The sequence below is a fragment of the Mycobacteroides sp. LB1 genome, from assembly GCF_013449725.1.
Taxonomy (GTDB): Bacteria; Actinomycetota; Actinomycetes; order Mycobacteriales; family Mycobacteriaceae; genus Mycobacterium.
On record NZ_JACCFF010000001.1, the window covers coordinates 1234811 to 1260735 of the forward strand.

The following is a 25925-nucleotide window of genomic DNA, read 5'->3' on the forward strand; positions in this document are numbered from 1 at the left end:
GCTGGCTGTGGCCGGTGGGGCCTTGCAGGTCTACCCGGCGGGTTGGGTCGTCGGCATGCACGCAGCAGACCTACGTGCACTCACAGCCCCATGCTCGGCCGCAGCGCCTCTCCCGGTGGCAATCCGAACCCCAAAACGACGTCAGGCCCCCTCGAAAGGGGGCCTGACCGCTGTGGCGGGTACAGGATTCGAACCTGTGTAGGCGTAAGCCGACGGATTTACAGTCCGCTCCCATTGGCCGCTCGGGCAACCCGCCTTATCAGACGATGCAGGATACAACGATAGGGTCGTGCCAACGCAAACCGACTGGATACGGAACATACGAGGACCAGAAAGAGGGAGCAGCCATGGCGGATTCATCATTCGACATCGTGAGCAAGTTCGAACGTCAGGAGGTCGACAACGCGCTGAACCAGGCCGCCAAGGAGCTGGCCACCCGATTCGACTTCCGCGGCACCGATACCACCATCGAGTGGAAGGGTGACGAGGCCATCGAGCTGGTCAGCTCCACCGAGGAGCGCCTGAAGGCTGCCGTCGACGTCTTCAAAGAGAAGCTGATCCGCCGGGATATCAGCATGAAGACCTTCGACGCGGGCGACCCGCAGGCCAGCGGCAAGGTCTACCGGCTCACCGGAACCCTCAAGCAGGGCATCGATACCGAGAACGCCAAGAAGATCAACAAGCTCATCCGCGACGAGGGCCCCAAGGGGGTCAAGTCGCAGGTACAGGGCGAGGAAATCCGGGTCTCGAGCAAGAAGCGTGACGATCTGCAGGCCGTCCAGGCGCTGCTGAAGGGTTCCGACCTGGATATTGCCTTGCAGTTCGTGAACTACCGGTAAGACGATGGTCCGGTGATTTCCACAAGCCACCTGATCGGCTTCGTGATCGTTGCGTACGCCCTCATCGTGATTCCGGGCCCAAGCGTGCTGTTTTCCATCGGCCGTTCACTCAGCCTGGGCCGCCGCTCGGGCCTCATGAGCGTCCTCGGCAATACGGCGGGCACTGCGGTTTTCGTGGTGCTGGCGACGGCCGGGCTGGGCGCCCTGCTGACAGCCTCCTCATGGGCGCTGACAGCCGTGAAGCTAGCCGGTGCGGCATACCTGATCTACCTCGGTGTGCAGGCATTCCGGGACCGCAAGTCACTTATCGAGGCATTGAACGCAACCCAGCCCGCGGTAGGACGGCAGCGAGTCTTCCGACAGGGCTTCATCGTTGGCATGACCAACCCGAAGACTGCGCTGTTCTTCGCCGCCGTGCTGCCACAGTTCGCCGATCCGGCCGCGGGCTCGGTGCCGATGCAGATCTTCGTCTTCGGCATCGTGTTCGTTGCGATGGCTCTTGTCTCCGACAGTCTGTGGGCGCTGCTCGCCAGCACCGCGCGCAACTGGTTCGCCCGTTCACCCCGGCGCTTGGAGGCCGTGGGCGGCGCGGGAGGCCTCATGATCGTCGGCCTGGGCGCAGGTGTGGCGGTCTCGGGCGCCCGCTCTTAGCGGGCCTGCACGCAGGCAGTGCGCAGCTCGGCCAGCAGTCCACGGTCGGGTCGGTACGGGGTGTTGAAGCCCAACCGGTGCACCAGATCGCCGTAGCGCTCCTGCAATTCGCGCGCGCCCTGATCGGCATCGGTCACGGTGACGGCGGCGGCGTCGAGAAACTCGTCGTCGATCAGATTGGTCATGGCGTCCCATTCGCCTTGTTTGGAAAGCTCTTTCAGTTTTGGGCCAACCTCTCCCCTGCCGTGCAATTCCAGGATCGGCCAGTAGGCAGGTGTCGACCCATAGAAGGCCAGCTGTTTGCGTACCGCCGCACGTGCACGGGCCAGCTCGGCTTCATCGCACCCGATGACAACCATCGGCGAGTGATGGATGTGGATGTCGGCGAGCGTCTTTCCTGATTTCCCTGACTTCTCGAGACCCCGCCCCAGTGCCGGCAGCGTGACCTGCGCAAGGTACTCGGGCGTGCAGAACGGGTGGGACATGAATCCGTCGGCCACCTCACCGGCCACCTCGGTCATCTGGCCGCCCACACCGGCCAGCCAGATCGGTGGGGGGCCAAAGGCGCTCACCTCGGCCGGATCCGGCATGAACATCGGCGTCATAAGGGTGTTCTGGTAGAACTCGCCGCGATAGTCCAGACGTCCACGCTCCTGCCACGACTGCCAGATGGCGCGCACCGCGAGCACCATGTCCCGCATCCGCGCGGCGGGACTGCTCCACGGCATGCCGAACCGGCGGGTGATGTGCGGTTTGATCTGCGTGCCGAGCCCGAGGATGAATCGGCCACCCGAGTAGGCCTGCAGGTCCCAGCCAATATTGGCCAACAGCATTGGATTCCGCGCGAAGGCCACCGCAATCGATGTCCCGAGTGTCACCTCGCGGGTGTGCTCGGCGGCCAGCAGCAGTGGCAGAAACGGGTCGTGCGCACCCTCGAATGTCCAGATGCCTGCATATCCCGCCCCCTCGGCCTCGGCGGCTTCGGCAGCCATGGCGGTCAACCCGGTCGTGAGCGTCACATCGATCAGCACCGCACCCATATTGCCGAAGTCCATATTCGAGACGCACGCGGCCCATACCCTGGCGAGCATGGCAGTACGTCGTGAACCGCAAGTGGTCGTTCTCGGTGGCGGATCGTGGGGCACCACGGTCGCCTCGATCGTGGCGCGGCGAACCCCTACCCTGCAGTGGGCCCGCTCGCCGGAGACTGTCGCCGATATCAATGAGCGCCACCGCAATTCGCGGTATCTCACCGACGAGGTGGAGCTGTCGGAAACTCTGCGTGCCACCTCTGATCTGCACGAGGCCATCGAGCAGGCCGATGTGGTGATCATGGGGGTTCCCTCGCACAGCTTCCGTGAGGTACTCACGGAGATCGGGCAGTCACTGCGTCCCTGGGTGCCGATCGTCTCGCTGGTGAAGGGCCTCGAACAAGGTTCACGGATGCGAATGTCGCAGATCATTGAGGAAGTGCTGCCCGGGCATCCGGCGGGCATCCTTGCCGGGCCTAATATCGCTAAGGAGGTGGCCCGCGGATATGCGGCCGCCGGAGTTGTCGCGATGCCGGATCAGCGCCAGGCGGACCGGCTGGGCGAGCTTTTCCGCACTTCGCGTTTTCGGGTGTACAGCACCAACGACGTGGTGGGCGTGGAGATGGCGGGCGCGCTCAAGAACGTCTTCGCCATCGCCACCGGTATGGGTTATGCGATCGGGATCGGCGAGAACACCCGCGCCATGGTGATTGCGCGGGCACTGCGGGAGATGACGAAACTCGGTGTGGCCATGGGCGGTAACCCCGAGACGTTCCCGGGCCTAGCGGGCCTGGGCGACCTCATCGTCACCTGTACAAGTGCCAGCAGCCGCAACCGACACGTGGGTGAGGAAATCGGCAAGGGCAAGACCATCGACGAGATCATCCAGGCGATGAACCAGGTTGCCGAGGGGGTGAAGGCATCATCGGTGGTGATGACCCTTGCCGATGAGTACGGCATCCAGATGCCGATAGCTCGCGAGGTCGACGGGGTGATCAACCACGGCTCCACGGTGGAGCAGGCCTACCGTGGCCTGATGGCAGCGACGCCGGGCCATGAGGTGCACGGCACCGGATTCTGATCAGGCCGGCAGGTACTCGGGCTTCACCACACCGCGCAGTGTGGACAGCGGTGACCGGCTCTCTATCGGCCCGTCCGCATAGGAAGCGACCTGGTAGGGCTCGAACCAGAACACCAGTTCATCGCCGTCGAGCGCGAAGTCCTGGAAGTTGCCCTCCTCCGGAGCCGTTCCGGTGTCCACGAATTCGGTTCCCACGCCGCGGAGCCGCGCGCGCAGGTCGGCACGGACCAGCGCGGAGATCTTGGGCAGCGCGGTGGCCGGGTCGATCAGCAGGGCACCGAAGCTGACAGCCTGTTTGGTGGTGCGGTCGAACACGAGGGTGCGGTACGCGAACCTCGGGTGGTATCCGCCCAATGCCTCGGTGACCGTGAACCTCACCCCGTCGGACGGATGCAGACCCTTGCCTTGATACGCGTCGAAGGTGACCTTGAGTGCCCATGGCTTGCCCTCGGGCGGAGCCCCGGCCCGCTCAAGGGACCCGCGGAAGTTCGCGCGGATATCGGCCACCATCGCGTCAACGGCCTTTTGCAGCTCGGGGAACGACGAATCCCACTGGACGGGGATGAGCAGGTGTTGGGTGGCCTGCGGAGTGACCTCGTCGATGACACAGCCCTCTTCGGCATCCCAGCGGCCGCCGTGTTTGGGGCAGGCGGACTGGGCGGCGGCAGCGTCGACCGTCGCGGTGGGGACGGCTGAGGAGGTGGGGGTGGCTAAGGAGGTGGATTCTTGGGCGGGAGCCGCTCTGGGCGCTTCTCCCTTGTCACAACCGACGAGAACGACACCGCACGCGACGGCCAACAACAGATACCAGAGACGCATGCAATCCAATCTATCCGGACGCCACTGGACGCTACGTGGTGTAAGAGCCGCCCGGTCCGACCACGAAACCGTTCTGCCAGCGGTTGTTGACGCAGGTCAGCGTTCCTCCACCGTCCAGACCGCAGCTGACCTCCCGATAGCTCAGCCGAGAACCTGGTGGCAGAGGTTTGAACGGCTCGCCACCGAAGCCGTAAATCGGCCGGTCGGTGCTGGCGAAACCGGGAGCGTTACTTCCGCTGACGAGGTTGGCCCCGTTGGGCGCACCGGGCAGCGCGCCACTGCAGCCGTAGCTGGCGTCGGCACGCTTGATCAGGCACGAGATCCCACCCGGAATGGTGAAACCGTATGCCGTGTCTGCCATCGTGCTGTATTCCAGCGGCGACACCGGGGTGAGCCCGTTGACGTTCGGAAGCCCGGACGGGTCAAGGGGATTCGGGGTGTCCGGGTCGGCGGATGCGGGTCCGGCGAAGGTCGCTCCGAGCACCACGGCGGCAACGGCGCTGGTCAGCGCGGCGGCAATAGGCAGGGTACGCATCCGGTGACCCTATCCAAGATCGCCGGCAATCTCGCGTCTACTGGTCAAAGACGATATCGACGCTGTCGGTGACCGGAATGGCCTGACAGGCGAGGGTAAGCCCGATCGCGAGATCCGCATCGACGAGGGTGTCGTTGCGGAGCATCCGCACCTCGCCCTGGCGCACCGTGCACGCACACGCGCTGCACGCGCCTTCGCGACATGAGTACGGTGCATCGATCCCCTGGGCCAGCAACACATCGAGCAGCGGGGTGTTCCTGGGCCACTCGACGGTCACGTGTGCCCCGTCGAGTTCCACGGTCGCCTGGGCCGCATCTCCGGCATCGCCCTGCGGCACCACGATGTCGGCGAACGGGTCGCCGGTCAGCGACTGGTAAAGCTCGACGTGAATGTGATTGGCGGGCATCCCGATCGCCGACAGCGCGCCGCGGGCCTCGTCCATGAAGGGCGCCGGACCGCAAATGTATGTGCTGTATCGGGTGTAGGCGGCGAAAAACTCCGCCATAGCCTCACGGTTGGGCAGACCACGTGCGGCCTCGATCCAGTGCACGACTCGCAGTCGGTCCGGGAACTCGACCATGATCTCGTTGATCTCGGCCCCGAAGATGACGCTCCCCTCGTCTCGGTTGGCGTAGAAGAGATAGACCGTTCCCGCCCCGCCGAGTAGCACCGACTTGGCTATGGACAGCATTGGGGTGATGCCGCTGCCCGCCGCAATCAGCAAGAAGTCGCCGTCGAGGGAGCGCGGGACGAAGACCCCAGAAGGGGTGAGCACGGTGATGTGGTCCCCGACGCCGACGTTGTCGCACAGCCAGTTCGACGCATATCCCCCGTCGGTGCGTTTGATGGTGACGACGAGATCATCATCGAGGTGAGGAGAGCTCGACAACGAGTAGCAGCGTGCGACCGAGCCCGTCTGTTCACTGGGGACTTTCAGCGTGAGGAACTGTCCCGGCCGGTAGCGGAAGACGCCGCTGAGCGCGTCCGGCACTTCGAAAACCAGGGAGACCGCATCTCCTGTCTCCCTAATGATCTCGACGACCTCCAGCGAGTGAACATGGGGATTGCTCGTCACGGTGCGCGTATCGGGTGCGGCAATGTCCGTCATCGACAGCCGCCTACAGCTCGATACCGAAACGGCCCGCAATCTTCCTGCCTATTCCGTACTTGCCGATTCCGTAGAACGGCGCCATCAGGTCCCCGTAACGCGGTCCGATGATGCGCGGTATGGCGTCGAAAACCCGGGCATCGGGGCCGATCAGGACACGTGGTCGGTTCTTCTCCACCCCGCGCAGGATGATCCGGGCCGCCGAGTCCGGGCGGGTGATCGCCGCAAGCTGGAACCCCTTTCGCACGGTCTCCCGGTCCACGCCTTCGGGGATACCGCGGGCGCTCGACGCGATGTTGGTCTTGATCCCGCCGGGGTGCACACAGGTAACGCCGACGGGGTACTTTGCCGCCCGGATCTCCTGACGCAGTGCTTCAGTGAAGCCGCGAACAGCGAATTTCGCTGCGTTGTAGGCACTTTGGGAGGGTATGCCCATAAATCCGAACACCGATGACACGTTGACGATATGACCGTCGCCCGACTCGATCAGATGCGGCAGGAAGGCCTTGGTGCCGTGTGCGACACCCCAGAAGTTGATATTCATCAACCAGTCGAAGTCATCCCATTCCATGTCCTTGACATCGGCCGAGAGCGCTACCCCGGCATTGTTGAACACCAGGTTGACCTGCCCGAACTCGTTCTTGACGTCGGCGGCGTGGGCGTAGACGGCAGCACGGTCGGCGACATCGAGGTGAAACGGGATGGCGGTCCCACCCGCCTTCTCGCAGCGCCCCGCGGTGTCCGCCACTGCGGCAGTGTCGATGTCGGAGAGCGCCAGCCGTGCGCCACGCTGCGCGAGCGCCAACGCCAGACTGCGGCCGATACCTGAACCGGCACCGGTGATCACCGCGACCTTGTTATCGAAGTCTTTCATCGTTTCTCGCTTCTGTTCGGCGGGGAGGGTGATCTAGGTTGCGGCCATACTCGGCGAGGTCTGGCGGGGACCGTCCACAAGGGGAACGGTCCTACGCACAGTCGGACGCACCGCACCCTCGAACTCGTACTCGGCGGGGTCGACTTTCCTTGTCTGAGACCAGTATTCGAAGGTAAATCCGGACCACAGCGTGCGGTTGTTGCCCTGTTCGTCCAAATACCAGCTCTTGCAGCCGCCGCTGTTCCATACCGACCCCTGTAACTTGCGCTGGACCTCGGCGTTGAAACGATCCTGGGCCTCACGGGTGGGCACCATCGCTTGGGCAGACGACTCGTCCACTTGTTTGATCGCCTCGGTGACGTAATGGATCTGCGATTCGATCATGAACACGATCGAGTTGTGGCCCAGACCGGTGTTGGGGCCCAGGAGAAAGAAGAGATTGGGCATGCCGGCGATGGTGATACCGCGATGGGCGTTGACGCCCTCTCTCGACCAGCGGTCGCCGAGGTCCTCACCGTTCTGGCCCTTCAGATCCAGGTACTTGTACGAGTCGGTGACGTGGAAGCCCGTGCCGAAAATGATGGCATCGACCTTCCGCTCTATCCCGTCGTTGGTGACGACCCCGTCCGCCGTCGCCCGCACGATGGACTCGGTGACCAGCTCCGTCTTGGGATTCTCGATGGCCTTGTAGTAGGTCGCCGACCCGAGGAGGCGTTTGCATCCAGCTCGATAGTCGGGAGTCACCTTCCGGCGTACCTCCGGATCGGAGATCTGGCTCTTGATGTACGCGCGGCCAAGGAGCTCAACACCTTTCAGCAAGGCCGGGCGCCGGTTCATCGCGTACGCACCGGCTTCCGCTCCGAAATACATGCCGCTACGGAACAGCGCGCGCAAACCCGGAATGGTCGCGAACGCCCGTTTGACCCCCGCGCTGAACTCGACGTTGGCGCGCGGCAATACCCACGGTGGGGTGCGCTGGAACAGTTTCAGCTCGCCGACGTCCCCGACGATCTCGGGGACGAACTGAATAGCACTGGCGCCCGTGCCGATCACAGCGACCTTCTTGCCGGTCAGGTCGAAGTCGTGGTTCCACTGCGCGGAATGAAAGACCGGCCCCTCGAAGCGCTCGAGGCCCTCGATCCCCGGGATGCTCGGGATATGCAGGGCGCCGACCCCGGAGATGAGGAACTGGCAGATGTACTCCTGCCCGCTGTCGGTGAACACATGCCAGCGGTATTCGTCCTCATCCCAGTACCCGCGGGTGACCCTCGTGTTGAAGGTGACGTGCCGGTAGAGATCGTATTTGGCGGCGACCTCCTTGAGATAGTCGAAGATCTCGGGCTGCCTGGAGAAGAGCTGTTCCCAGTTCGATCGCGGCTCGAACGAGAAGGAGTACAGGTGGGTTGGTACGTCACATGCCGCACCGGGATACGTGTTGTCACGCCACGTGCCGCCCATCTCCCCCGCCTTTTCGAGGATATGGAAGGGCACTCCCATCTTCTGCAACGCGATCGCCGCGCCGATACCCGAGAACCCTGTGCCGACGATCAACGCACGGGTACGAATGGGATCCGAAGAGCCACTATCGACCACAGTGTCGGGCTGCTGCTCGTCGGGCGGCGTATCGGTAACAGTCATGTGGCGCAATCTCTTTCTGTTTCACAGGTGGACCCTTGACACGGCTGAAATGGCTCATCGCCTCCGGCAACGAGCCATTTCAGCCGCGAAAACTCTTGATGGCGAAGCGGTTTAGTGTCGCCCCTACCGAGCCTTGATCTCGGCCAGGATGTCTTCCGGCATCGCCCGCGACATCCGCAACAGTCGGCCCGTGAATTTCCCGTCCAGGAAACCGATCTCGTGCATGAAGCGCATCAGCGGCTCCGAAATCCATGCCGCGTTCTCGCGATACTGCGGTGATGTGAGGAAGGAACGCATGCCGCGGAGGGGGCGGATACCCACCGACCGGTAGGCCTTGGGGTTGACGAGCACCGGATAGATGCCCACCACCGCGATGGCGAAGACCCCCCGGTGGAACGCATTGGAGATTGGCCCCCGCTCCGCGATCTGCCGCACCAGTTCCTCGCGCGCATAGGTGATGTGCCGCGCTTCCTCCAGCACGTGGATCTTCATCAGCTGACGAGCATGCGGCTGTACCGTCTCGTCCATCATCGCCTCGCGCTGCATCCGGTCCAGTACCTCCTCGACCAGCAGGAGGACACCAAGCCCCGACGGCCCTAGCGGTGCCAGGCCGAGGAGCCGGATCACGCGCGTCGCGAACTTGGGATAGGTATAGGGCTTGACTCCCAGCTTGTTCACCAGGCGGCCGAACATGGTGGAATGCCGAGCCTCCTCGCTGACCTCGGTCAGCGCGTAGCGGCCGTGATCGGACGCTCCCCCGTTCTGTTCGACGACCTGCCGCCACAGCATGGCGCTGAGCCCGGTCTCGACATATATGCCAAAGCTCAGTACGGAAGCTAACTCATGCCTGGTCAGCTCGATTCGCTGCTCCTGGGTCAGCTTGTCCCACAGTTTGGTGCCGTAAAGAGATGTCCGGCGTGGGGTGGTCCAGTACAGCCCGGGGACAATCGGGGCGTCCCAGTCGATATCGACCTCGCCGTCGTATGCCCGGTCTGCGGCCGAACGCAGGAGCCGTTGAGCCGTCTTCTGTCGATCGCCCACGGACTTGCCCCGTACCGACGAGGCACCCGCCTCGTGCAGAGCCGCCGGCTGGTCGATGGTCGTCATTGATCCCGCCCTCCAGATTTATATATTACGATAAGTATCCGTTACTTTGAATACTATGAACTGAGTCTTGCCCTCGAGCCTCGGTTTGTCAATCCCTGCCGAGGACCTTCAGAGAAGGCCGGCGCGCCTGAGAATCGCCCTCGCAACACCGGTTCTGAACATTCCCGCATCCTCAGCGACCTCGAAGTATCGCTGCAGCAGCACCTCGTTGCGCCGACGATTGTTTCCACTCCGCCGGGCCGCCCGTCGGCCGACCCGCGGGGTCATGCCCACACTGCGATACACCTGCGGACGCACGATCAGTGACGTCGCCAACACCGTCAGTAGCGCGAGCGAAACGTCAGCCAAGGCTGGCGGCAGGTACCTACGGGTATCCACCGCGCGGTACAGCTCGCCCTCGGCGAACTCGAGCTGGCGACGGCTGACCAGGACGCAGATCTTCGCGACCTGCCGGACTACGGGCTCGGCCAGCTCGTCGGCCTCGAGTTCACGCATCGACTGATGGATCAACCTGTTGAGCAGGAAGATGAATCCACGCCCCAGGGGGCCATGAGGGATCAGCGGCACCAGGAATCGCTGGAGGCGCTGCACAACCACTGGAGCGGGCTGGAGCTCGAGGCCCGTCTTGTTGATCAGCCGGCCCACCATGGTGGCGTTGCGGCTGATATCGCGAACACTCGCCAACAGAAAACGTGTGTAGTCATCTGCCAGGATGTTGCCTTCGATGACGTCTCGGAACATCATCGAAGCCAGCGCACCCTGGGCGTCTAGAACGAAACTCAGCAGGCTGACCAGTTCCTGGCGCGCCAGCTCGCCTTGCCGCCCCACCGCGAGCGCATCCCATTCCGGGGTGCCATAGAGAGATACCCGATCGGCGGCCAACCAGTGCATCCCGGAATTCAGGGGCGCATCCCAGTCGATGTCCAGATCGGGATCGTAGCTGAGTTCGGTCGCCTCGAAGAGCAGGCGGCGGGCCGTCTTCAGTCGATCGCCGACCCGACGTCGACGCGTGGGGAGCGCGCCGTCGACCGTGGTGGCCGGGCTGAACTCATGGTCGGTGTAGTTGATGTCTTTGTAACTGCTGGAAGTCACGCCATCACCTTCTGGTCAGCCAAATTAGATATACGTATCTCAAGGTATGAGGTACTATTTGTTACGCATATGCCAGCGAGCATGTCGGGGAGATGTCCCGATTGTCAAGAGGTAGCGAAGGCCCGAGCCGGAACTACACCCTCACTGCATCCACGGCGACCCGAGGAGAGTCATGAGTCTTCCCCGACAAGACGAGACCAATAGCGTCTTCAACCACAGCCCCCATGACGATTCGGACTACATCGGCGAGGCCACGGTGACCGTTCGCGGTATCGAAATCCCCGTCGAACTGGAGCTGAAGGGGTACAGCGAGCCAATAGACGGCGTCTTCCGCTGGATAGGGCGTATCAGGCCGAATGATCAGCTCACCGCAATCATCGGTGACGAGACGCGCGTGAAGGCCACAATTCGCACCACCCACAGCGCCCGCGACGCTTTCATCGGCGATCCCGACCCATGGAACCGGTATCGGGTGATCGGGAAAAGCACCCCGCCATTCCACGTGCCCACCGATCTCGCGGAAGCCGAGGCGGAATAAGGGCTTTCGCCCTCACCGCCTCCGCGAGCGGATGAGTTCAACGAGCTCACGCTCGGCATCCCGCAGCGGTTCCACCGAGTGAGCGGCCTGCGCTTGCAGTAGCGCCCCCTCGATCGCGCTGACGATGAGAGATGCCAGACTTCTGGCCCCGACTGTTATGCCCGAGTCCCGCAGAGAACCCTCCAGCTGAGCACGCATCCCCAGGAACGCCTCGTGTGCCGCTTCCCGGATCTGCTCCTCCCCCGGCCCCGCCAGCGCCGCGGCGGCATGCGGGCAGCCGGTGTCGTAGCCATGGGATTCGAGCTGCTTGACCCACCACCGGGTGAACCGGGTGATGACGTATTCGACATCACCCCGTTCTCGCAAGGAATTGAAGAACCCAACCGATTGAGCGGACGCCTCCCGCGTCGCCGCGGCGATGAGCTCGGCCTTCCCCTCCGGGAAGTGCTGGTAGATGGAGTTGCGTGCGGCTCCGCTGCGTTTAAGCAGGTCAGCAAGCCCCGTGGCGTGCACCCCGCGTTCGCGCATCATCGCGATCGCGCTGTCGATCAGCCGTTGCCGTGGGCCCGGTGTCACGTCAGCCTCCTCATTCGAAATGGACCGATTGATCCATTGCCTGCTACCGTCGTTATGGACCAATCAGTCTACGCGGAAGGGGCGGTATGACCACCGAAATCGAAAACCTGTCCGGGCTCGAACTGCTGCAGAGCATGGGAGGAACGCCAGAGGCGATGCCACCCATCTCCCGGCTGCTCGGAATGCAGCTGGAGGAAATCACCTTCGGCTCGGTGTCGTTCAGCGTGGTGACCCGGCCCGAATTCGCCAACCCGCTGGGCACTCTGCACGGCGGCATCTGCGCGACACTGCTCGACTCGGTGCTGGGCTGCGCCGTGCACTCCACGCTGGAGGCCGGAATCGGTTACGGGACACTCGAACTCAAGGTCAACTATGTCCGGACCGTCTCCACCGACGGCGAGCGGCTCATCGCGACGGGCACGGTCTTGCACCCGGGACGGCGGGTGGCGACCGCCGAGGGCAAGGTCGTCGACTCCCAGGGCCGGCTCGTCGCACACGGGACCACCACGGTGATGGTGTACCGCTGATGAGCCGCTTGCGCGAAGACTTCCTGCGGGCTTCGTCGGCCATCGAGGAAATGATCGCGGCCGTGCGTCCAGACCAGTGGGACGCCCCGACGCCATGCACCGAGTGGAATCTGCGCCAGTTGGTGAACCACCTCGTCGAGGTGAACTACTCGCTGGCCGCGCGCTTCGGCGGGCACAGCGGCGGCACTGGCGATGATCCCGTGGCGGCATACCAGCAGTCCGCACAGGCGTTGAGTGACGCGCTGGCGCTTCCGGGTGTGCTCGAGCAGACCTACCCCGGCCCGTTCGCGCACACGACCGGCGACAAGCAGCTGCAGGTCCGGATGGCCGATCTGTTGACCCACGGCTGGGACCTGGCACAGTCCACCGGTGTTTCCCCGAATCTGCCCGCCGATCTCGTCGAGAACGCATTGGGCTTCGTCGAGAAACTTGCCGGGGCATTCGCGCGGTCCGGAAAGTTCGGCACCCCACAGCCCGTCGCCGCGAACGCGCCGGTACTCGAGAGGCTGGCCGCTCTGAGCGGACGGTCCGTCTGACGATTTCACCGAGCGTGCACCCACGGCGGAAATTCTGCCGATTTCTCGCCATAGCTTCACGCTCGGCGGAACCTCAGAATCGGGCCATATCCTCAAGGCGCGCAATGCGATCGGCCATCGGCGGGTGTGTGGAGAACAGCGACGCCATTCTGTCACCGGCCCGGAACGGGTTGGCGATCATCAGATGCGACTGGCTGGCCAGCTGCGGTTCCGGCGGCAGCGGCGCGGCCTGTACCCCGCCGGAGATCTTGCGCAACGCCGAGGCCAGCGCCAGCGGGTCGCCGGTGAGCTCGGCACCGGACTTGTCGGCCTGGTACTCGCGCGAACGCGACACCGCCATCTTCACCACGGTGGCGGCGATCGGCCCCAGCATCGAAACCAGGAACAGGGCAAAGGGGTTCGGGCGGTTCTCGCCGCCGCCACCGAAGAAGTTCATGAACATCGCCATATTGGCCAGCCCCGAGATGACGGCCGCCAGCGTGCCCGCCACACTCGAGATCAGGATGTCGCGGTTGTAGACGTGCGAGAGCTCGTGGCCCAGCACCGCGCGCAGCTCACGCTCACTGAGCAGGTCGAGAATGCCGGTCGTGCAACAGACCGCCGCGTTACGCGGATTACGACCCGTCGCAAAGGCATTAGGTGCATTGGTGTCGCTGATGTAGAGCCGTGGCATCGGCTGGCGCGCGACGGTCGCCAGCTCCCGGACGATCCGGTACATGGCGGGCTGCTGCAGCTCTGTCACCGGCTGGGCGTGCATCGCACGCAACGCCAGGGTGTCGCTCTTGAAGTACGCGAACGCGTTCATACCGACAGCGAACAGAACGGCCAGCAGCAGGATGGACTTGCTGTGGAACAGCGATCCGATGAACACGATCATCGCCGACATACCACCCAGGAGCAGCACTGTCTTTAGTCCGTTGACGTGGCTCGGTCCTGCCGTCGACATGAGCTTCCCTTCCGTCTACTCGGGTTCACTCAAGCTAACGAAACAGGGAGCGCTCGGGTTCCGGGCGCCTACCCGTGGCGACGGACGGTGTATTCGATGAGCACACCCAGCGCATCGCGGGCATCGCCCGGTGGCAGCTCCACCAGCTCGGCCTTGGCGCGGTCGGCATAGTCGATGACGACGGACTTGGCCTGTGCGAGCCCATGGGAGGCGCGCAGCAGCGTCAACGCCTCCTCCACCTCGGCATCGTCGGTGATAGGTGCTGCCAGCAAGGTACGCAGCCGGTCAGCGTCGGATCCGGTTTCGCGCAATGCGTAAAGCATGGGCAGGGTGTGCACACCCTCGCGCAGGTCGGTGCCGGGGGTCTTGCCCGACTCGTCGGTGAGGCTCTCGATATCGATGATGTCGTCGGAGATCTGGAAGGCGGTTCCGACGATCCCGCCGAGGCGGCTCATCCGTTCGATCTGCTCGTCATCGCAGCGGGACATCATCGCGCCGAACCGGCCGGTCGCGGCGATGAGCGAGCCGGTCTTCTCGTGGATCACCTTGAGGTAGTGCTCGGTTTCGTCGCCACCCTCTGGCACCCCGACGGTCTCCCGCATCTGACCGGTGACCAGCTCGGCGAAGGTCTCGGCGACGATCCGCACAGCCGCCGGACCCAGCTGGGACACCAGCCGTGACGCCGTGGCCAGCAGATAGTCCCCCGCGAGGATCGCCACGTTGTTACCCCACCGGGCATTGGCACTGGGAACTCCGCGGCGCTTCTGCGCCTCGTCCATGACGTCGTCGTGGTACAGCGTGGCCAGATGGATGAGCTCGCAAACCGCGCCGGCGAGGATCACCTCGTCATTGTCCGGATCCGGGCCGGTCTGCGCGGAAAGCACCGTGAACAGCGGGCGGAAGCGCTTACCGCCGGCATGGAAAAGGTGCAGCACAGACTCCGTCAACAGCGGGTCGGCCTGCCCCAGCTCGGTCACGATGAGGGATTCGATGGCGGCCAAATGGTCGCGCACCTTTGCGGCGAATACGGGATCACCGATATCAACTCCGGCCACCGTGGTCGAGTTACTCACCGGTCCAACATACTGGGAAGGTGCAAACGTCAGCGGACCTGGTCGTCGTCGGTGCCGGACCAGCCGGATCGGCGGCCGCGGCATGGGCGGCACGCTCCGGGCGTGAGGTGGTTCTGGTCGATTCGGCGGTGTTTCCCCGCGACAAGACCTGCGGTGACGGGCTGACCCCGCGAGCCGTCGAACAACTTGAGTTACTCGGTCTCGGACCATGGCTCGACGAGCACATCCGATACCAAGGTCTGCGACTCCACGGATTTGGCGGCAACCTCGAAGTACCTTGGCCTGGACCGTCTTTCGGTGGCACCGGAAGCGCAGTACGCCGCACCGAGCTCGACGACAAGATCCGGCAGGTTGCAGTGGAGTCCGGTGCCAAGATGGCCGAATCCACCAAGGCCGTTGACGTGGAACGTGACTCGGCGGGCCGCGTCACCTCCATCCGCGTACTCGACAACAGCGGGCCCGGCGAGATCACTTGCAAGGCCGTCATCGTCGCCGACGGAGTGCGCTCCACGCTCGGGAAGGTTCTTGGGCGCGAATGGCACAAGGACACCGTGTATGCCGTCGCGGGGCGTGCCTACATCGACTCGGACCGCGGCGACGAGGAATGGATGACGTCGCATCTGGAGCTGCGCTCCCCCGAGGGTGCAGTCCTACCCGGGTACGGCTGGATCTTCCCGTTGGGCGGTGGGCAGATCAACATCGGCGTCGGCGCGCTCGCCACCTCGAAACGTCCCGCCGACGCGGCGTTACGGCCGCTCATCGAGTACTACACCGAGCTGCGGCGCGAGGACTTCGGGCTCAGCGGGCGGCTGCAGTCCATCTCGTCGGCATTGCTGCCCATGGGCGGTGCGGTGTCCGGGGTGGCGGGCCCCAACTGGATGCTGATCGGCGACGCGGCGGCATGTGTCAATCCACTCAACGGCGAGGGCATCGACTACGGACTGGAGACCGGCCACCTGGCCGCCGAGGTGCTCGACGCCGATGACTACTCGCTGCTGTGGCCGGAGCTGTTGCGGGAACGCTACGGGCGATCGTTCTCGATCGCACGCCGACTGGGGGCGCTGCTGACCTTGCCGCGCTTCTTACCCACCATGGGGCCGGTCGGCATGCGCTCGCAGGTGATGATGCGAATCGCGGTGCGGCTCATGGGAAATTTGGTGACCGATGAGGACCACGACGTGATCGCACGCGCCTGGCGGGTGGCCGGCGGCGGCTCACGCCGTCTCGACGCGCGCCCGCCGTTTTCCTGACCTCACCAGCGAGCGGCTAAAGGGAAGCCACGTGCAGGGCTACGACGCCGCCAGTGAGGTTGCGCCACCGCACATTCGACCATCCGGCCGAGGTGATTTGCTGAGCCAGCGCCTCCTGATCGGGCCAAGCCCGGATCGACTCCGCCAGGTAGACATAGGCATCAGGATTACTGCTGACGGCCCGCGCCACTTCCGGCAGCGTCTTCATCAGGTACTCCATGTACAGCGTGCGGAAGGGCCGGTAGACGGGTGTCGAGAATTCGCATACCGCAAGGCGGCCACCGGGTTTGGTGACGCGGGCCATCTCTCGCAATCCTTCGACGTGATCGACGACATTGCGCAGCCCGAAGCTGATGGTCACCGCGTCAAACGAGTGATCCGCGAACGGTAACCGCGTCGCATCCCCGGCAACCTTCGGCACATTGCGATGCGCACCCGCCTTGAGCATGCCGACCGAGAAATCCGCCGCCACACACCATGCTCCGGATTGGGTGAGCTCGACCGTCGATACCGCTGTCCCGGCGGCAATATCGAGCACCTTGTCTCCGGGCTTGAGCTTCAGCGACTCGCGGGTGGCGCGGCGCCAGAAGCGATCCTGGCCGAAGGACAGCACGGTGTTGGTGATGTCGTACCGGCGGGCCACCCCGTCGAACATCGACGCGACCTCGTGCGGGTCCTTTTGCAGGGTGGCGCGGTTCATACCGTGACGGTACAGGGGAGTACATTTCGACACCGACCTGGCGTGACTGGCCCCGAGGATCGATGGTTACCGATCCCAGGTCGTCGAAACTACGATCTGCTGAAGTTGTGTATGCGGTATCCGTCGCGGAGGCTCATCAGCGCGGTGTGGAACAGGATGGCCGGCACGAAGATGGCCTTGAAGTCGCGCGCTTGGCCCACGATCGAACGTGGCTTGTGTTGCCGCGCATAACCATGGTTGAGGAAAAGCTGCTCGGGCTTTGCCTCGAAGAACTTGAACTCACTACCAAGGGCGCGTATCTGGTCGTGCTTCTTCCCTATGTATCTGTCGAAGAAGGTCTTGGTCATCAAGTCGCAGATCAACGTATGCCGGGGAAATCCCTCGGACAGCGTATCGAGCAGGCCGAGAATCTGCGCCTTATCGAGATACTGGAAGACACCCTCAATAACCACGACAGTTTCGGCTTGGCGGTCACACTGGCGCAATGCGGCCGCCAGCTCGCCAGCCTCGAAGTCAACCGCAATGCGTTGCAACGGATTTGGACAGAGACGGGCAGGTAGGCGATCGTTCTTATGCTCGATGATGGCGGGCTCATCGAACTCAAACCACCGCCCGCCTGCCAGCCTGTAGGCACGACTGTCGAAGCCCGCGCCGATATTGACGATTTGCAGGTCTTTGTTCTGCTTAATGTGTCTGCTGATCTCGTCCTGAACCATGCGCGCTCGCGCCACGTTGATAGCACTGCCACGAGCGCTACTGGCGAAGCGCTGCCAAATGGATCTGCCTTCGTCGGTCATGAAATCTTCGGCATAGGTGTCTGCGCAGATCGGGCCCCGCGACTTCGCATCTTCAGCGCGGATGCCGCAGCAGATGAAGGCTGTCTTGGATATGGCGTTCACGAGGCGTGATGGTAGTCGGCGTCGCCGCGATGCGGTTGGCACTAGAGGCAATCTGCCGCTCATTCATTCACGATCACGGCCGGGGTGTCATGACCATTGCGGCAGCGGAGCCAACACCATTGATTCGACGCGGATAGCGAAGGCGAAAATTGGTACGCCCGTCCCGTCAGCGGACCGCTGATCTCCGACATATTGGAGGCTCGATATACGTCGGTACGTACGACGTTATGCCGATTAGCGCAATTACCGAAATTCAAGGAAAACGGGTATGTAGTGCGCTAATCTTGCGGAATCACAGCAGCATCCAACGTCGGAGGTTGTCCCATGAACAAGATCATCATGGTTGGACAGGCCGTGTTGGCGGCGGGCTTTATCGCCGCTCCGGTCGCCGTAATGAACGCCGGGATAGCGTCGGCGCAGCCGACACCCGCCCCCGCGGATGTGTGCTTCAACGGACCGTACCCATCTCCCCCGCCCCCCTGGGGACCGGGAACCGTCGACGGCTGCGTCAACCCCGACAGTTGGTTCGACAACTGGGGCTGGCGGTACGGAGGCCGCGACTGGCGTGGCGAAGGCGGGCGTCTACCTGCCCCGGCCCCGAACTGGAAGTACGTCGGCCCTGGCTGCGAGTACTCAAGCAACCCGAACTGGCAGTACACAGGCCCGGACTGCCAGCGCGATAACCCCTAATCAGGGGGCAACCTCAGCGGCTAGGAGTAGGAGCCGCTGAGGGCGAATTCTGCTTCGTTCGTCAAGATGGTCGCCAAGGCCTGCGGATTCGACCAGTAGAAGTAGTGCCCGCCCTTCACGAGAATGCTCGTGAAATCCCCCTTCGTGTACGGAGCCCATCGGCGTGGCGGCGCGAACCTCGGCAGCACCTGGTCGTCCTTCGCACTCACCTCAGTGATCGCAGTCTTGATCCGGCGGCGCGAGATCGATTGCAGGCCAAGACTGAAATCGGTCACCGCATTGAGACGCGCCTGCTCCAGCAGCGACTCATCCGCTATCTTCTGCGGCGGCCAGGCGCCGCGCTGCTCGTCATTGGTGAGCCTCCAGAGCGCGTGTTGCTTCGGGTCGTGGCCCCGGGTCTTGGCGTAGACGGCGTCCATTCGCCAAAGGGACGGATGCCCACTCACCACCGGAACAAACCGGCCCACTGCGAAGTCGCGTGACTCCAATGCCTGGCACACCGCGTATCCGAACAATCCCCCGAAACTCTTCCCAGCGATGACCGGCCGACGGCAACCGAGTCCGATGACCGCCGACGCGCAATCCTCCGCGAGCGCGCGCAGATTCTCCGGAGACGGCTCCTTCGACCGGGTGCTGCGCCCCGGCATCCGCCACACCCCAAAGTTCACCCCCGCCAGGAACGGGACAAGGTGTTGCTCGCCGGCGTGGTTGGCTCCCGCGCCGGGGAAAAACAGCACGGTGGGCAATGACGGCTGATAGGCCCTGGGCCACCACCAGCACTCAAGCGGAGACGGAACAGTCACTCAGATCCTCTATATCGCGTCGTGCTCGGGATCGCCGACCCCTTGAGCAATGAGTAGTGCGACTCGGGCACCGACCGCCTCGAGAGTGAGGTCCGGGGTGAACTGGAAGGCACTTATCTGGATGTTCAATTGTTTGCCAGCGCGGGCGGCGAACTCCACCGCCATGAGGGAGTCGATCCCCAGGTCGGCGATCGGCCCGGTGGGGTCGATGCTCTCCACGTCGACCTTGAGGACATTGGCGAGCTCCTTGGCCAGCTCTTTGGTGACCATCGGGCCGCGCTCCTCCTCCGGCAGCGCCAACACCGTCGCACGGAAGGCGGCCTGTTCGTTCGACACTGCGGCAGCTTCTGCGGATAGATGCGCGAAACGTGTGCTCTTGGCGGTCGAGGGCAGCGGAGTGCGCAGGACCCCCCAATCGACGCCCGCGATGGCGACATGCGGAAGCTGGAAACGGGAACACTCATGCATGAGCGTCGCCCCGAGATCCATGTTGAGGCGGCGCAGCCCGACCGAGTCGAGGAACTTCACGATGGCCTCTATCTCGGCCATGCCACCACCGCTCATCGCACCCCAGCTCACCGACAGGGCGGGCAGCCCGGCCGCGTGCCGCGACTGAGCGAGGCCGTCCAACATGCTGTTCGCCGCCGCATACGTCAGCTGCGGAACAATGCCGATGAGGCCACTGATGGAGGAGTACAGCACGAAGTGATCGAGTGGCACATTGTGCTCGCGCGTGGCCCTGTCGAGGTTCAGCGCACCGTCGACCTTCGGCCCGAAAACCTTGTACAGCGACTCCGCGCTGATATCCGCGACCACCTCGTCATGAGCCACCGCGGCGGCATGGAACACGCCGCGCAGTGGATGCCCTGAGGCTTCCACCTTCCCGATCAGATCCGAGACCTGGTCGTAGTCGCTGATATCGATCCGCTCTTCCCAGACGTCGACGTCGGCGGCCCGCAGCGCCTCGATCTGCGCCCGCGCAACCTCCGTCGTGGCGCCGCTGCGGCCCGCAAGGATCAGATGGGTGGCCCCGGCCCTGGCCAGCGAGCGCGCAGTGGCCAATCCGAATCCGCCGAATCCACCGCTGATGAGGTAGGAGTGGCCGGGACGCACCGGAGCCGGATCTGGCTTGCGGGGCAGCAGCTTGGGTGTCTGATCGCGCAGATCCAGCACGATCCGGCCCATGTGCGCCGCCCGGAACACCGCCTCGAACGCCCCCACGACCTCTTCGATCGGGAACCTCGTGAACGGGAGCGGGGTGAGCTTGCCCGAGGTGAGCATCTCGGTGCACTCGCGCCGGAGCTCGCGGAATGTTTCCGGACGCAACCGCAGCATGCGGTCCATGTCGATCGCGTGGAACGACAGGTTGCCGCTGAACGGCTTGAGATCCATCGCTCCGCCGAAGTAGATATCCGCCTTCCCGATTTCGATAATCCGGCAGAACTCTCCGGCGACCGCAAAGTTCTGGGCGATCATCTCGCCGGGCAGCGAGTTGTAGATGACGTCTACTCCACGTCCCTGCGTCACTCTCAGTATGTCGTCGACGAACCCGACCGACCGCGAGTCGAAGGCCGCGGCAGCGCCGAGCTCCAGCGCCGCACGCCGGCGCTCCTCGCTACCGGCCGTCGCGTACACGACCGCGCCCATGTTGACCGCGATCTGCACCGCGCCCATTCCCATGCCGCCCGCCGCGCCGTGGATAAGGACCGTCTCGCCGGGCTGCAGATCGGCGAGCTTGTAGAAGGCATAGCCCGCCGTGAAGAACGGGACACCGGAACCCACCGCGAGCGGATCGAAGTCCTCACGCTGGAGATGCTCTTCTTCTATCCGCTCCCAAGCCGCGCCACCGTCGAGGTCGAAGGTCAGGTAGCGGCGCAGGAGACCCCGCTCCGCGACCGCGATGCTTTCGCCGATCCGGAGCTCGTTGACCGCGGAGCCCACCCGCGTGACGACGCCGAAACCCTCCATACCGGGCTCCAGCTTGAAATATGTCTCGCCGAGCTCGCGCTCTGTCAGGATTCCGAGGACTTTCAGCGGGTCCTTGTAGTTGAGTCCGACGGTCTCGACGCGGACCTCCACTTGTCGAGGTCCCGGCTCGACGCGATCGCATGCTCGGAGGGTGATGTCCTTGAGCGTCCGCGTATCCGGGATCTGTACCTCGTAGGCCACCTCCGGATCCGTGGGCTCGAATGGTTCTTCCCATGGCGCGACGAGTTCGGACAGTGACCGGCGCATCCGCTGGGTCCACCGCTCCCCCGCGCGTACCGCGACTTCTTCCGCTCGATTCATCGCGCTGATCTCTGCGGCCACCTCGTCGGCCGTGACTGAATCAGGCAGGTCCACCAGAGACCATTTGGCGGGGTGCTGCTCGTTCGCCAACACACGGCGTGCCCCCACGAGCGCGGCCTGGTCGAGGACCAGGCCATGTTCTCTGAGCTGGTCGCCGGGCGCAAGGAAGGCTCGGTTGCTCACGATGACAACCTGCACGTCCGGATTCACGACGCCGCGCTCGGTCTCGGCCTCCAAGACCGTCCTCAACGCCTGCGCGACCGTGACAAGTTGGTGGAGGTTCTCAACCGAGGACTTCCCGGAGCCGACGGTCACCAGGACACGCAAGAACGCGTCTGTGTGCAACGCTGCCGCGAACGTCTCGGCGAGATCTGTTGCCTGCTCGGCTTCGGCGTTCAGGACTGCGGCACCGGCGCGGGCCGCGCGGCGGGCGCCCTCAGCGACAGCGGCAGATACATCCCCGATCTCGACGACCGCGTTCGCCGGATGGGCCGCGGACACCGAGGCAGCGGGCACAGGCGCGCGTTGTCCTTCTGGCCCCTCCGTTTCCTCCTCCAGAGGCTCCCAACGAGGCTCGTAGAAGTACTGATCAAGCTCGGCCAGCGGGTCAGATGCGGCTCCCACCGGTCGCAGCGTCACTCCGGTCATAGCCAGCGCGACTTCGCCGTCCTGCGAAGCGAGATAGGCGTTCGCCCGCAGCGGCAGCGTGCTGGTGATCTCGACCACCGCGATCGGGTCCTCGGGCACCTCGCCGTACAGCCGCACCCTGTCGACCGAAGCCGGGATATGCGCCGTCGGAGGTATGTCCAGCTCCGGACGCGCTGCCAAGAGGACCGCGATGCACTGCAGGGCCGCGTCAGCGAGTGCGGGATGGACAGCGTGCCTGGGTGTGACCTCCGGCTCGGACGCAATGTCGCCGGCGCTGCGGCTCAGCGGGCTCGCCAGCTGCGCCACGCAGCCGGCCGAGCCGATCCGCACGCTCTGGATTCGCTGAAAGGCGGGACCATAGGACAGTCCGACCGCGGCCAGCCCCTTATAGACGTCTGCACCGTCGAAGATCCTGTCGTGCTCGGACCGTATCGGAACGTCGATCCGCAATGTCCCCAGATTCGCCTCGACCAGTCTGCCGTTGGCGTGCGCGGTCCACAGCTGGGTATGCGCGGAACGGCCGTTGAAGGTGAATCGCTTGGTGGGCTCGTCCACGGTGAGGCGAGTGATCGGCGCGTCGTGTTCGGCGACGACCAACGGCACCGCGAAGACAACCGAGTCCAGTCCGGCCTGGCCCCGGCCGGAGCGTTGCCGCACAGCGGACAATGCGGCATCGAGATATGCGGTTCCGGGCAGCACAACCGAACCGAGGACCGTGTGATCGGGCAGCCAGGGCAGGTTGGCGGCAGCCAGGGTGACCTCCCATTGCGGTGTCAGCCCCTCCGCCCGGTCGCCGAGAAGGGCGAAGCGATCCGCGTCCCCATAGCGCGCCCGCAGCGTGAGGGGGTCTTCCTCCCACAGTTCTTCTTGCGACCACGGGTACTTCGGCAGGTCCATATGCGGGATCAAGCCGTTCGCGTAGAGGTCCGCCTCACCAGGGGCGTCGATTGCGCCCAATGCGTACAAGTCGGTGACGGCCTGCAGCACCGACTGCTCGTCATCCTGATCGCGGTGCAGCGTCTGGACCGCGGCGGCGGAGACGCTGTGGCGCACAAAGCTTTCACGCATGTTCCCGAGAAGCACCGGGTGCGGCCCAAGCTCGAGAAACACCCGGTACCGATCTGCGATGAGCGTGTCCACTGTCTTCGCGAACAAGACGCTTTCGCGCACGTTCTTCAGCCAGTAGGCGGGATCCGCAAACGCCTCGCTGTCGATCTTCTCGCCGGTGACCGTCGAGTACAGCGGGATGTCCGTTGGGCGTGGAGCCAGCCCGGCCAGCGCAGTCGCGAGCTCATCAAGGATGGGGTCCATGAGCTGACTGTGATACGGAACCTCCACGTGCAGCATCCGGGCGAAGACCCCATCTTCGGCAAGCTCATCGTGCAGTATCTGCAGGGCCTTCGAGTCGCCGGACAGCGTCGTCGCCGATGCACTGTTGATCGCCGCAACACATACCGAGCCACCGAAACGTGCGATGCGGCGCAGGGCTTCCTCCGCGTCGAGACCGACCGCGAGCATGCCGCCGGACCCCGCTGTCTTTGCCTGCAGACGGGAGCGGTGAAATGAGACGGTGGCGGCGTCCCGTAGGGACAATGCGCCGCCCACATACGCTGCGGCGACCTCACCGACACTGTGTCCCATTACTGCCGTGGGCCGGATCCCGAACTGTTCGAGGTGCTTCGCGAGTGCCGCCTGGACCAGGAAGTTCGCCGGCTGGGCGATCTCGGTACGGCTGACTCGAGAGTCTCCCTCAGATCGCAGTAGCTCCGCGATCACCGACCAGCCCGAGACCTCCTGGAACACCGCGTCGATCTCGGCGGCGGCCTCGCGGAAGGCGCCGGGGCGCTCCAACAAACCGCGCGCCATCCCCCACCACTGCGGCCCCATGCCGCTGAAGACGAACACCGGATCGGAGATCCCCTCGACCAGGGCACGCGCCGGTGCCGCTTCGTCGCTCTCGGCATAGGAATTCAGCTGCGCAAGGAGGTCATCCCCGTCACGGTAGATGAAGCCCTTACGGAGGTAATGCTGCGCCCGGCGCCCGGTGACCGCGGTCTTCAGTCGTTGCACGTACTCATCGGAGACACCGGCCTCGTCTGAGACTGTGCCCGCTGTGCCCGCAGTGCCCTCTTCGGAGCGCAGGAGCTCGGCGTAACTCCCGGCGACCTCGTGCAGCGCGGCACCGCTGCGCGCGGAGACCGGGAAGATCCGGATGCTGTCACGGGCGGGAGCCGCGGCGGCTACGGGTGTGGGGGGCTCCTCGACGATGACGTGCGCGTTGGTCCCGCCGTAGCCGAAGCTGTTCACTGCGGCGTACGCCGGTGCACCCAAGTCGGGGTACTTTTCGACCTCTGTCGGGATCCGAATTTGGAGCTCATCGAATGGAATCGCAGGGTTCAGCTTGTCGAGAACGACCTGCGGCAAAATGGTCCGGCGCTGAACGGTGAGCGCGGCCTTGATCAGGCCCGCGACACCCGCCGCGGCCTCGGTGTGCCCGAAGTTGTTCTTCACCGAGCCGATCACCAGGGGCTCGGTACGGCCGGCCGCCTGACCGTACGAATGGCCCAACGCCTCCGCCTCCAGCGGATCTCCGACGCTCGTGCCCGTGCCGTGCGCCTCGATATATCCGACAAGGGCCGGGTCGATACCCGCCTCCCTGAGCACCCGATCCGCGAGCCGCTGCTGCGACACCGGATTCGGCACGGGCAGCGCTATCGTTCTGCCGTCCTGATTGACCCCGCTGCCGCGAATCACCGCATATATACGGTCACCATCGCGCTGCGCCTGCTCGAGGTTCTTGAGCACGACGATGCCAACGCCCTCACCCCGGCCGTAGCCATCGGCGGCAGCGTCGAACGACTTGCTACGGCCATCCGCGGCGAGAAATCTGCCCTTACACATGGTGATGAACGTTTCCGGCTGGAACATGACGTTCACCCCACCGGCGAGCGCCACGTCGCATTCGCCGCCCGCGACCGCCCGTACCGCGAGGTGCGTCGTGACGAGCGAGGAAGAGCACGCCGTGTCCACGGTCATGCTCGGCCCCCACAAGTCGAGCGCGTGGGCGATGCGGTTGGAGAGCAAAGTCTGGGATGCGCTGAAGGCGGCGAAGTTATTGATCTTCTCGAGGTTCCGGGCGAGCCCCCGGCTGATCATGTTGTCGTTCATGAAGCCGCCGATGAACGTCCCCACGTTGCCGCCCAACGCCTGCCCGGCGATGCCCGCATCGTCGAGCGCCTCCCAGGTGGTCTCGAGAAGAAGCCTCTGTTGTGGGTCCAGGACGGCAGCCTCGCGGTGTGAGATCCCGAAGAAGTCCGCGTCGAATCGGCGGAATCCCTGAGTGAGGAAGCTGCCCCGCCGCGTGTACATCCGGCCCGGAGTGTCGGGGTCGGGATCGTAATACTTGTCCGCGTCCCAGCGGTCCTTTGGAATATCGGCAACAGCGTCACCTTTGAGTAACGCGAATTCCCAGAAACTGTCCGCGTCGTCAATTCCCCCGGGAAATTTGCATCCGATACCGATGATAGCCACTGCGACCAATGCGCTGCCCTCTCCTCGTTAACGAACTATCTGGAGATTAATGGAACTTTCGCCGAAATAGGGAGACATTCGAACTCTTCTGGAATCATCTTGACCACTAAAGATGCCGTGCCTGTCGTCTAATTCCGTGGAGTT

23 protein-coding genes and 1 tRNA gene are annotated in these 25925 nt (G+C 64.2%); 8 read left to right on the top strand and 16 right to left on the bottom strand.

Annotation, left to right across the window (positions count from 1 at the left end; genetic code table 11):
• Nucleotides 1-173: 173 nt before the first annotated feature.
• Nucleotides 174-256: transfer RNA gene (locus tag MLB1_RS06145), tRNA-Tyr, on the bottom strand.
• Nucleotides 257-347: 91 nt separating this feature from the next.
• Here MLB1_RS06145 and MLB1_RS06150 point away from each other — a divergent pair.
• Both MLB1_RS06150 and MLB1_RS06155 read left to right on the top strand, forming a co-directional pair.
• The gene (locus MLB1_RS06150) at nucleotides 348-839 is read left to right on the top strand and encodes a YajQ family cyclic di-GMP-binding protein (RefSeq protein ID WP_180748765.1); all 492 of its coding nucleotides are present in this window, start codon (nucleotides 348-350) and stop codon (nucleotides 837-839) included.
• A gap of 12 nt (nucleotides 840-851) precedes the next feature.
• Nucleotides 852-1490: a LysE family translocator gene (locus MLB1_RS06155; RefSeq protein ID WP_180748766.1), complete on the top strand. Its 639-nt coding sequence runs from the start codon at nucleotides 852-854 to the stop codon at nucleotides 1488-1490.
• On the opposite strand, the gene MLB1_RS06160 is transcribed toward MLB1_RS06155, so the two are convergent.
• The gene (locus MLB1_RS06160; RefSeq protein ID WP_180749718.1) at nucleotides 1487-2545 is read right to left on the bottom strand and encodes a TIGR03617 family F420-dependent LLM class oxidoreductase; all 1059 of its coding nucleotides are present in this window, start codon (nucleotides 2543-2545) and stop codon (nucleotides 1487-1489) included. The two genes, MLB1_RS06155 and MLB1_RS06160, sit on opposite strands and share 4 nt — an antisense overlap.
• Before the next feature lie 34 nt (nucleotides 2546-2579).
• On the opposite strand from MLB1_RS06160, the gene MLB1_RS06165 reads away from it, so the two are divergent.
• Nucleotides 2580-3602, top strand: coding sequence for an NAD(P)H-dependent glycerol-3-phosphate dehydrogenase (locus MLB1_RS06165; protein ID WP_180748767.1), 1023 nt, complete (start codon nucleotides 2580-2582; stop codon nucleotides 3600-3602).
• Here MLB1_RS06165 and MLB1_RS06170 read toward each other — a convergent pair whose 3' ends face one another.
• The 7 genes from MLB1_RS06170 to MLB1_RS06200 all read right to left on the bottom strand — a co-directional run bounded on the left by MLB1_RS06170 (nucleotide 3603) and on the right by MLB1_RS06200 (nucleotide 10775).
• Nucleotides 3603-4421 (bottom strand): RsiV family protein, encoded by an 819-nt coding sequence (locus MLB1_RS06170; RefSeq protein ID WP_180748768.1) that lies wholly within the window; start codon nucleotides 4419-4421, stop codon nucleotides 3603-3605.
• Between the two features lie 31 nt (nucleotides 4422-4452).
• Complete coding sequence (locus MLB1_RS06175; protein WP_180748769.1) at nucleotides 4453-4956, bottom strand: hypothetical protein; 504 nt, start codon at nucleotides 4954-4956, stop codon at nucleotides 4453-4455.
• Nucleotides 4957-4993: 37 nt separating this feature from the next.
• Complete coding sequence (locus tag MLB1_RS06180; RefSeq protein ID WP_180748770.1) at nucleotides 4994-6064, bottom strand: ferredoxin--NADP reductase; 1071 nt, start codon at nucleotides 6062-6064, stop codon at nucleotides 4994-4996.
• A gap of 10 nt (nucleotides 6065-6074) precedes the next feature.
• Nucleotides 6075-6938 carry an SDR family NAD(P)-dependent oxidoreductase gene (locus MLB1_RS06185; RefSeq protein WP_180748771.1) on the bottom strand — a complete coding sequence of 288 codons (864 nt, stop codon included), beginning with the start codon at nucleotides 6936-6938 and terminating at the stop codon, nucleotides 6075-6077.
• Between the two features lie 33 nt (nucleotides 6939-6971).
• Nucleotides 6972-8576: an NAD(P)/FAD-dependent oxidoreductase gene (locus MLB1_RS06190; RefSeq protein WP_180748772.1), complete on the bottom strand. Its 1605-nt coding sequence runs from the start codon at nucleotides 8574-8576 to the stop codon at nucleotides 6972-6974.
• 123 nt (nucleotides 8577-8699) lie between these two features.
• Nucleotides 8700-9683: a diiron oxygenase gene (locus tag MLB1_RS06195; protein ID WP_180748773.1), complete on the bottom strand. Its 984-nt coding sequence runs from the start codon at nucleotides 9681-9683 to the stop codon at nucleotides 8700-8702.
• A 108-nt stretch (nucleotides 9684-9791) separates the two neighbouring features.
• Nucleotides 9792-10775, bottom strand: coding sequence for a diiron oxygenase (locus MLB1_RS06200; RefSeq protein ID WP_180748774.1), 984 nt, complete (start codon nucleotides 10773-10775; stop codon nucleotides 9792-9794).
• 172 nt (nucleotides 10776-10947) lie between these two features.
• Here MLB1_RS06200 and MLB1_RS06205 point away from each other — a divergent pair, with 172 nt between their 5' ends.
• The gene (locus tag MLB1_RS06205; RefSeq protein WP_180748775.1) at nucleotides 10948-11313 is read left to right on the top strand and encodes a DUF4873 domain-containing protein; all 366 of its coding nucleotides are present in this window, start codon (nucleotides 10948-10950) and stop codon (nucleotides 11311-11313) included.
• 12 nt (nucleotides 11314-11325) lie between these two features.
• Here MLB1_RS06205 and MLB1_RS06210 read toward each other — a convergent pair whose 3' ends face one another.
• Complete coding sequence (locus tag MLB1_RS06210; RefSeq protein WP_180749719.1) at nucleotides 11326-11922, bottom strand: TetR/AcrR family transcriptional regulator; 597 nt, start codon at nucleotides 11920-11922, stop codon at nucleotides 11326-11328.
• A 53-nt stretch (nucleotides 11923-11975) separates the two neighbouring features.
• Here MLB1_RS06210 and MLB1_RS06215 point away from each other — a divergent pair, with 53 nt between their 5' ends.
• Both MLB1_RS06215 and MLB1_RS06220 read left to right on the top strand, forming a co-directional pair.
• Nucleotides 11976-12416 carry a PaaI family thioesterase gene (locus MLB1_RS06215; RefSeq protein WP_180748776.1) on the top strand — a complete coding sequence of 147 codons (441 nt, stop codon included), beginning with the start codon at nucleotides 11976-11978 and terminating at the stop codon, nucleotides 12414-12416.
• Complete coding sequence (locus MLB1_RS06220; protein WP_180748777.1) at nucleotides 12416-12952, top strand: TIGR03086 family metal-binding protein; 537 nt, start codon at nucleotides 12416-12418, stop codon at nucleotides 12950-12952. The genes MLB1_RS06215 and MLB1_RS06220 overlap by 1 nt, the downstream gene beginning before the upstream one ends.
• A gap of 73 nt (nucleotides 12953-13025) precedes the next feature.
• On the opposite strand, the gene htpX is transcribed toward MLB1_RS06220, so the two are convergent.
• Nucleotides 13026-13898: a zinc metalloprotease HtpX gene (gene htpX / locus MLB1_RS06225; protein ID WP_180748778.1), complete on the bottom strand. Its 873-nt coding sequence runs from the start codon at nucleotides 13896-13898 to the stop codon at nucleotides 13026-13028.
• A 68-nt stretch (nucleotides 13899-13966) separates the two neighbouring features.
• Nucleotides 13967-14953, bottom strand: a complete 987-nt coding sequence (locus MLB1_RS06230) for a polyprenyl synthetase family protein (RefSeq protein ID WP_180749720.1) — start codon at nucleotides 14951-14953, stop codon at nucleotides 13967-13969.
• A gap of 38 nt (nucleotides 14954-14991) precedes the next feature.
• Here MLB1_RS06230 and menJ point away from each other — a divergent pair, with 38 nt between their 5' ends.
• Nucleotides 14992-16221, top strand: coding sequence for a menaquinone reductase (menJ, locus tag MLB1_RS06235; RefSeq protein WP_180748779.1), 1230 nt, complete (start codon nucleotides 14992-14994; stop codon nucleotides 16219-16221).
• 16 nt (nucleotides 16222-16237) lie between these two features.
• Here the strand turns inward: menJ and MLB1_RS06240 are convergent, their stop codons facing one another.
• Both MLB1_RS06240 and MLB1_RS06245 read right to left on the bottom strand, forming a co-directional pair.
• Nucleotides 16238-16921 carry a demethylmenaquinone methyltransferase gene (locus MLB1_RS06240; protein WP_180748780.1) on the bottom strand — a complete coding sequence of 228 codons (684 nt, stop codon included), beginning with the start codon at nucleotides 16919-16921 and terminating at the stop codon, nucleotides 16238-16240.
• Between the two features lie 89 nt (nucleotides 16922-17010).
• Nucleotides 17011-17820, bottom strand: coding sequence for an SAM-dependent methyltransferase (locus MLB1_RS06245; protein WP_180748781.1), 810 nt, complete (start codon nucleotides 17818-17820; stop codon nucleotides 17011-17013).
• Nucleotides 17821-18144: 324 nt separating this feature from the next.
• On the opposite strand from MLB1_RS06245, the gene MLB1_RS06250 reads away from it, so the two are divergent.
• Nucleotides 18145-18510, top strand: coding sequence for a hypothetical protein (locus MLB1_RS06250; RefSeq protein ID WP_180748782.1), 366 nt, complete (start codon nucleotides 18145-18147; stop codon nucleotides 18508-18510).
• Between the two features lie 20 nt (nucleotides 18511-18530).
• On the opposite strand, the gene MLB1_RS06255 is transcribed toward MLB1_RS06250, so the two are convergent.
• Both MLB1_RS06255 and MLB1_RS06260 read right to left on the bottom strand, forming a co-directional pair.
• Complete coding sequence (locus MLB1_RS06255; protein ID WP_371750592.1) at nucleotides 18531-19247, bottom strand: thioesterase II family protein; 717 nt, start codon at nucleotides 19245-19247, stop codon at nucleotides 18531-18533.
• A gap of 75 nt (nucleotides 19248-19322) precedes the next feature.
• A complete protein-coding gene (locus MLB1_RS06260; RefSeq protein ID WP_180748784.1) occupies nucleotides 19323-25790 on the bottom strand; it encodes a type I polyketide synthase in 6468 nt (2155 codons plus the stop codon).
• Nucleotides 25791-25925 lie beyond the last annotated feature (135 nt).

Excerpts from the sequence above, each read along its gene's own strand:
- MLB1_RS06150 (WP_180748765.1), top strand. The coding sequence starts at position 348 with ATGGCGGATTCATCATTCGACATCGTGAGCAAGTTCGAACGTCAGGAG.
- MLB1_RS06160 (WP_180749718.1), bottom strand. The coding sequence starts at position 2,545 with ATGGACTTCGGCAATATGGGTGCGGTGCTGATCGATGTGACGCTCACG.
- MLB1_RS06165 (WP_180748767.1), top strand. The coding sequence starts at position 2,580 with ATGGCAGTACGTCGTGAACCGCAAGTGGTCGTTCTCGGTGGCGGATCG.
- MLB1_RS06170 (WP_180748768.1), bottom strand. The coding sequence starts at position 4,421 with ATGCGTCTCTGGTATCTGTTGTTGGCCGTCGCGTGCGGTGTCGTTCTC.
- MLB1_RS06175 (WP_180748769.1), bottom strand. The coding sequence starts at position 4,956 with ATGCGTACCCTGCCTATTGCCGCCGCGCTGACCAGCGCCGTTGCCGCC.
- MLB1_RS06180 (WP_180748770.1), bottom strand. The coding sequence starts at position 6,064 with ATGACGGACATTGCCGCACCCGATACGCGCACCGTGACGAGCAATCCC.
- MLB1_RS06185 (WP_180748771.1), bottom strand. The coding sequence starts at position 6,938 with ATGAAAGACTTCGATAACAAGGTCGCGGTGATCACCGGTGCCGGTTCA.
- MLB1_RS06190 (WP_180748772.1), bottom strand. The coding sequence starts at position 8,576 with ATGACTGTTACCGATACGCCGCCCGACGAGCAGCAGCCCGACACTGTG.
- MLB1_RS06195 (WP_180748773.1), bottom strand. The coding sequence starts at position 9,683 with ATGACGACCATCGACCAGCCGGCGGCTCTGCACGAGGCGGGTGCCTCG.
- MLB1_RS06205 (WP_180748775.1), top strand. The coding sequence starts at position 10,948 with ATGAGTCTTCCCCGACAAGACGAGACCAATAGCGTCTTCAACCACAGC.
- MLB1_RS06215 (WP_180748776.1), top strand. The coding sequence starts at position 11,976 with ATGACCACCGAAATCGAAAACCTGTCCGGGCTCGAACTGCTGCAGAGC.
- MLB1_RS06220 (WP_180748777.1), top strand. The coding sequence starts at position 12,416 with ATGAGCCGCTTGCGCGAAGACTTCCTGCGGGCTTCGTCGGCCATCGAG.
- htpX (WP_180748778.1), bottom strand. The coding sequence starts at position 13,898 with ATGTCGACGGCAGGACCGAGCCACGTCAACGGACTAAAGACAGTGCTG.
- MLB1_RS06240 (WP_180748780.1), bottom strand. The coding sequence starts at position 16,921 with ATGAACCGCGCCACCCTGCAAAAGGACCCGCACGAGGTCGCGTCGATG.
- MLB1_RS06250 (WP_180748782.1), top strand. The coding sequence starts at position 18,145 with ATGAACAAGATCATCATGGTTGGACAGGCCGTGTTGGCGGCGGGCTTT.